This is a genomic window from Streptomyces sp. UH6 (assembly GCF_013421635.1).
In the GTDB taxonomy this organism is placed as follows: domain Bacteria; phylum Actinomycetota; class Actinomycetes; order Streptomycetales; family Streptomycetaceae; genus Streptomyces; species Streptomyces abyssomicinicus.
Genome location: NZ_JACADT010000302.1, coordinates 1 through 5,987 on the forward strand (window position 1 = coordinate 1; position 5,987 = coordinate 5,987).

A 5,987-nucleotide genomic window follows, 5' to 3' on the forward strand; every position below is an offset into this window, starting at 1 on the left:
ATCCTGCCCCGGTCCGCCTGGCTGACGCCCGGTGACCAACGGCACGCCCGGGAGGCCGGGCAGGACCGGAAGCAGGGCGAGACCAAGCCGCCGCCGAAGTACGACGACAAGGTGGTCGCCATGTTCGTCCACCACACCGACTCGCCCAACGGCTACGACTGCGCCGAGACCCCGGGCATCATCCGGCGGATCACCGCCGACCAGACGGCGGGCCGGCACTGGGACGACATCGGCTACAACTTCCTGGTGGACCGCTGCGGCACCATCTACGAGGGCCGGGCCGGCGGCGCGGACCGGCCCGTCACCGGGGCCCACACCCAGGGGTTCAACCACCGCACCGTGGGGGTCGCCGCCATCGGCACCTTCACGCAGGGCGCGGAGGTCCCCGAGGCCATGACCGAGGCCATCGCGCGGCTCGCGGCCTGGAAGCTGGGACTGTCCGGCATGGATCCGCGCGCCGACGTGCGGCTCGTGTCGAGCAACGGCAAGAGCCGGTTCGAGAAGGGCGAAACGGCGGAGCTGCCGGTCATCGCCGGACACGACGACGGCTTCCGGACGGACTGCCCGGGAGCCGCGCTCAAGGCGCACCTGCCGCTCATCCGCGAACGCGCAGCCCAGCTCCAGGGACGGACCGCGTGAGGAGCCCCGCCCGCACGGGACCCCTGACCGCGTGAGGAGCCGGCCTCACTCCTCGCCGCCCACGAAACGGTCCCAGAGCCGCGGGAACCGCTCGGCGAGCGCGTCGTCGTCCTCCAGGTCGAACGGCTCGCCCTCCGGCTCCGGCGGCGGGGCCGGGAGACCGAGGTCGGGGGTGACCAGGCCGGTCAGCCGCTCGTACGCCTCGTCCGCCGCGTAGCCGAGTTCCTCCCCGTCGCCGTCGATCTCCTCGTCGAAGTCGCCGAGCAGGTCCGCCAGCGCGTCCGGGTCGTGCAGCGCGCCCTCGAAGACCTCCCGGCCCTGACCGATCAGCCAGCACCGGAACCGGTCGAACGCGTCGTCGTCCGCGCCGTCGAGGAGCACCCAGGCCGCGCCCCACAGGTCCCGGCGGAAGGCCCGGTCGTAGCGGGACTCGAAGTGCCGGGCGAAGTCGAGGACCGACTCCGGATCGAGCTGGACGAGACGCTCCACCAGCAGGTCGGCCTGCTCCTCCGGATCGCCCCCGGCCTCCTCGCGGGCCGCGTCCACCAGTTCCCAGAACTCCGCTTCGTCCATCACGCAACCCAGCATCGTCCCTGCGGGCGGCGAACGCACCCGGGCACGACGGAGGGGGACGGCACTACTTCACCGTCCCCCTCCGGTCACCACATGACCCTTACAGGCCGTAGCGCTCCCGGGCCTCCTTCACCGCGGTGGCCTTGACCTCGCCGCGGCGGGCGAGCTGGGCCAGGGCGGCGACCACGATCGACTCGGCGTCGACGCCGAAGTGGCGGCGGGCCGCGTCACGGGTGTCGGAGAGACCGAAGCCGTCCGCGCCCAGCGAGGACCAGTCCTGCTCGACCCACTGCGCGATCTGGTCGGGGACCTGGCGCATGTAGTCGGAGACGGCGAGCACCGGGCCCTGGGCGCCGGCCAGCGCCTGGCGGAGATACGGCACCCGCTCCTCGCCGCGCAGGACGGCCGCGTCGGCCTCCAGGGCGTCGCGGCGCAGCTCGGTCCAGGAGGTCGCGGACCACACGTCGGCGGCCACGCCCCAGTCCTCGGAGAGCATCCGCTGCGCGGTGAGCGCCCAGTGGATCGCCGTGCCGGAACCCAGCAGCTGCACCCGCGGGGCGTTGGCCGCCGGGGTGAGGCCGGCGCCCTCCGCCGTGTTGAAGCGGTACAGGCCCTTGACGATGCCCTCGTCGATCGCCGCGGCGGCCGGCTTCGCCGGCTGCGGCAGCGGCTCGTTGTAGACGGTCAGGTAGTAGAAGACGTCCTGGTCCTCGCCCGGCTTCGCCTCGCCGTACATCCGGCGCAGGCCCTCCTTGACGATGACCGCGACCTCGTAGGCGAAGGCCGGGTCGTACGACAGGGCGGCCGGGTTGGTGGCCGCGATGACCGGGGAGTGGCCGTCGGCGTGCTGGAGGCCCTCACCGGTCAGGGTGGTGCGGCCCGCGGTCGCCCCGACCAGGAAGCCGCGGCCGAGCTGGTCGCCGAGCTGCCACATCTGGTCGGCCGTGCGCTGCCAGCCGAACATCGAGTAGAAGATGTAGAACGGGATCATCGCCTCGCCGTGCGTGGAGTACGCGGTCGCGGCGGCGATGAAGTCGGCCATGGAACCGGCCTCGGTGATCCCCTCGTTGAGGATCTGGCCGTTCTCGGCCTCCTTGTAGTACATCAGCTGGTCGCGGTCGACCGGCTCGTACGTCTGCCCCTTGGGGGAGTAGATGCCGAGCGACGGGAAGAGCGACTCCATGCCGAAGGTGCGCGCCTCGTCGGGGACGATCGGCACCCAGCGCTTCCCGGTCTCCTTGTCGCGGACCAGGTCCTTGATCAGGCGGACGAACGCCATGGTGGTGGCGACGTTCTGCGAGCCGGAGCCCTTGTCGAAGGAGGTGAACGCCTTGTCGGCCGGGGCCGGGAGCGGCGCGAGGGGGTGGACGCGGCGGGCCGGGGCCGGACCGCCGAGCGCCGCGCGGCGCTCCTGGAGGTAGCGGACCTCGGCCGAGTCGGCGCCCGGGTGGCCGTAGGGGACGACGCCGTCGGTGAAGTCGCTGTCCTTGATCGGGAGGTCCAGCGCGTCCCGCATGCGCTTGAACTCGTCCGTCGACAGCTTCTTCATCTGGTGGTTGGCGTTCTTGGACGCGAAGCCCTCGCCGAGGGTGTGGCCCTTGACCGTCTGCGCCAGGATCACCGTCGGGGCGCCCTTGAACTCCACGGCCGCCTTGTACGCGGCGTACACCTTGCGGGGCTCGTGGCCGCCGCGGGAGAAGTGGAAACAGTCGAGGATCTTGTCGTCGCTCAGCAGCTTCGCCATCTCGGCGAGCGCCGGGTCCTTGCCGAAGAAGTCCTCGCGGATGTAGGCGGCTCCGCGCGTCTGGTACGTCTGGACCTGGGCGTCCGGCACCTCGCGCAGACGGCGGACCAGCGCGCCGGTGGTGTCGAGCTGGAGCAGCTCGTCCCAGGCGGAGCCCCAGAGGGTCTTGACGACGTTCCAGCCGGCGCCGCGGAACTGGGCCTCCAGCTCCTGCACGATCTTGAAGTTGGCGCGGACCGGGCCGTCGAGGCGCTGGAGGTTGCAGTTGATGACGAAGGTCAGGTTGTCCAGACCCTCGCGGGCCGCCAGGGCGAGCGCCGCGGTCGACTCCGGCTCGTCCATCTCGCCGTCGCCGAGGAACGCCCACACGTGCGAGGCGGAGACGTCCTTGATGCCGCGGTTGGTCAGGTAGCGGTTGAACCGCGCCTGGTAGATCGCGGAGAGCGGGCCCAGGCCCATGGAGACCGTCGGGAACTCCCACAGCCAGGGCAGGCGGCGCGGGTGCGGATAGGACGGCAGACCCTCGCCGCCGGACTCGCGGCGGAAGTTGTCCAGGTGGGCCTCGGTGAGGCGGCCGTCCAGGAACGCGCGGGCGTAGACGCCGGGGGAGGCGTGGCCCTGTACGTAGATCTGGTCGCCGGAGCCGGGAGCCTCGGGGGACTCCTTGCCCTTGAAGAAGTGGTTGAAGCCGGTCTCGTACAGCCAGGCCGCGGAGGCGAAGGTCGCGATGTGGCCGCCGACGCCGTACTTGCTGCCGCGGGTCACCATGGCGGCCGCGTTCCAGCGGTTCCAGGCCGTGATCCGGGCCTCCATCTCCGGGTCGCCGGGAACCTCGGGCTCACCGGCGGTGGGGATGGTGTTGATGTAGTCGGTCTCGAGGAGCTTGGGCAGCGCGACACCCGCGCCCTCGGCACGCTCCAGGGTGCGGCGCATCAGGTACGCGGCACGGTGCGGGCCGGCGGCCTCGGCGACCGCGTCGAGCGAGGCCTGCCACTCGGCGGTCTCCTCGCGGTCGCGGTCCGGAAGCTGGTCCAGCGCGCTGTGCGGGAATCCGTGGGGCCGGATGGCGTGGGGGTCGGTCATGTCGCCGCCTTCCTCAGTCGAAGGGGTGCGGATGCGCGCGGGGGTGCGCGCGGTGCGGGGTGCCCTTGGTCTTTGGCAGGACAGGGCGAGGTCGGGCCTCCGGGTGGGAAGCCCGCGGCGACTGTAACTCCCTGATCGATGATCGATCAAAGGGGGGAGCGGTAAAACTTGCCGAACCGGCAAAAGTCGGCACGCAGTGCCATGTGTTTCGCCCGGTAGTAGACACCGCGTGCCGTGGAATCGCAGGTCACGGCCGGGTTCGCGCCTGCGCTCGTATGGTGAGGGGCCCGCTCAGGCGGAGGCGTCGGGACGCGGCGCGCAGCCGAGGACGTGCCCCTTGACGAGGTCCGCGATCCGCGGGTCGCGGCGGCGGAAGGCCGCCACCAGTTCCTCGTGCTCCTCGGCGTAGGACTGCTGGACGGTGCCCAGCCACCGGATCGACAGCGCCGTGAACACCTCGATGCCCAGCCCCTCCCAGGTGTGCAGCAGGACCGAGTTGCCGGCCGCGCGCACCATCTCCCGGTGGAACGCCACCGTGTGGCGCACCTGGCCCGCGGCGTCGGAGAGCCGGTCGGCCTCGTGCAGGGCCTCCACGTGCGGCTCCAGGGTGGAGCAGTCGTCCGCCAGCCGGTCCGCCGCCAGCTCGGCCGCGATGGCCTCCAGGCCGGCCCGGACGGGGTAGCTCTCCTCCAGGTCGGCGGCGGTCAGGTTGCGCACCCGCACGCCCTTGTTGGGGGCGGACTCGATCAGCCGCAGCGACTCCAGCTCCCGCAGGGCCTCGCGCACCGGGGTCTGGCTGACCTCCAGCTCGGTGGCGATGCGCCGCTCGACGATGCGCTCGCCCGGCTTCCAGCGCCCGCTGACGATTCCCTCCACGATGTGCTCGCGGATCTGTTCGCGCAGCGAGTGGATGACGGGCGCGGTCATGGGGGCTCCTTCGGGCAGGGGCGACCTGCGGCCAGGGCCCCCGAGGGCGTTCGACGCTTAGACAATACGGCTGCGGAGCGTGTCTGCCGAGGCGCATCCGGGCGCTGAGACGCAGGTGAGACGAGGCTTACATCACGGACCGGGCATTTCGTCGGTGCGGTCCCGAGCGCTCCTGGACCGTCCTTGACCTGCGTTTGACGCGCGCTTCACCCGGCCTTAACGCACCGCGCCCCCGCCCGGGGAGTCCGGGCGGGGGCGCGGCGGGGGTACGCGGCGTGGTTACAGGCCGAGCTCGACCTCGAACTCGCCGGCCTCCAGGATCGCCTTGACCGCGGTCAGGTAACGGGCGGCGTCCGCGCCGTCCACCAGACGGTGGTCGTAGGAGAGCGTCAGGTAGGTCATGTCGCGGACCGCGATGACCGGGCCGTCCTCGGTCTCAATGACGGCCGGACGCTTCACCGTGGCGCCGATGCCCAGGATGGCGACCTGGTTCGGCGGAACGATGATGGTGTCGAACAGCGCACCGCGCGAGCCGGTGTTGCTGATCGAGAAGGTACCGCCGGCCAGCTCGTCCGGGGTGATCTTGTTGGCGCGCACCTTGCCCGCCAGCTCCGCCGTGGCCTTGGCGATGCCGGCCAGGTTGAGGTCGCCGGCGTTCTTGATGACCGGGGTCATCAGGCCCTTCTCGGCGTCCACCGCGATACCGATGTTCTCGGCGTCGAAGTAGGTGATCGTGCCCTCGGCCTCGTTGATCCGGGCGTTGATGACCGGGTGGGCCTTCAGCGCCTGGGCCGCCGCCTTCACGAAGAACGGCATCGGGGAGAGCTTGACGCCCTCACGGGCCAGGAAGGCGTCCTTGGCCTGGTTGCGCAGGCGCATCAGGCGGGTGACGTCGACCTCGACCACGGAGGAGAGCTGGGCCTGCTCGCGCAGGGCCTTGACCATGTTGTCGCCGATGACCTTGCGGATCCGCGGCATCTTCACGGTCTGGCCGCGCAGCGGGGACGCCTCGAGGACCGGG

At 71.5% G+C, this 5,987-nt stretch carries 5 protein-coding genes; 1 reads left to right on the forward strand and 4 read right to left on the reverse strand.

The annotated features are described in order from the left end of the window. Positions 1-639 (forward strand): peptidoglycan recognition protein (locus HW445_RS16000; protein WP_257231096.1); only part of this gene is annotated, 639 nt, incomplete at its 5' end. A 45-nt stretch (positions 640-684) separates the two neighbouring features. Here the strand turns inward: HW445_RS16000 and HW445_RS16005 are convergent. The 4 genes from HW445_RS16005 to HW445_RS16020 form a co-directional block, all read right to left on the reverse strand. Next, the gene (locus HW445_RS16005) at positions 685-1,212 is read right to left on the reverse strand and encodes a DUF4240 domain-containing protein (RefSeq protein ID WP_180221692.1); all 528 of its coding nucleotides are present in this window, start codon (positions 1,210-1,212) and stop codon (positions 685-687) included. A 100-nt stretch (positions 1,213-1,312) separates the two neighbouring features. Further along, positions 1,313-4,039 (reverse strand): pyruvate dehydrogenase (acetyl-transferring), homodimeric type, encoded by a 2,727-nt coding sequence (gene aceE, locus HW445_RS16010; RefSeq protein ID WP_180221688.1) that lies wholly within the window; start codon positions 4,037-4,039, stop codon positions 1,313-1,315. A 291-nt stretch (positions 4,040-4,330) separates the two neighbouring features. Further along, entirely contained in the window at positions 4,331-4,966 is a 636-nt protein-coding gene (locus HW445_RS16015) for a GntR family transcriptional regulator (RefSeq protein WP_180221689.1), read from the reverse strand. 279 nt (positions 4,967-5,245) lie between these two features. After that, positions 5,246-5,987: 2-oxo acid dehydrogenase subunit E2 (locus HW445_RS16020; protein WP_180221690.1), on the reverse strand; the 742-nt coding region annotated here is incomplete at its 5' end.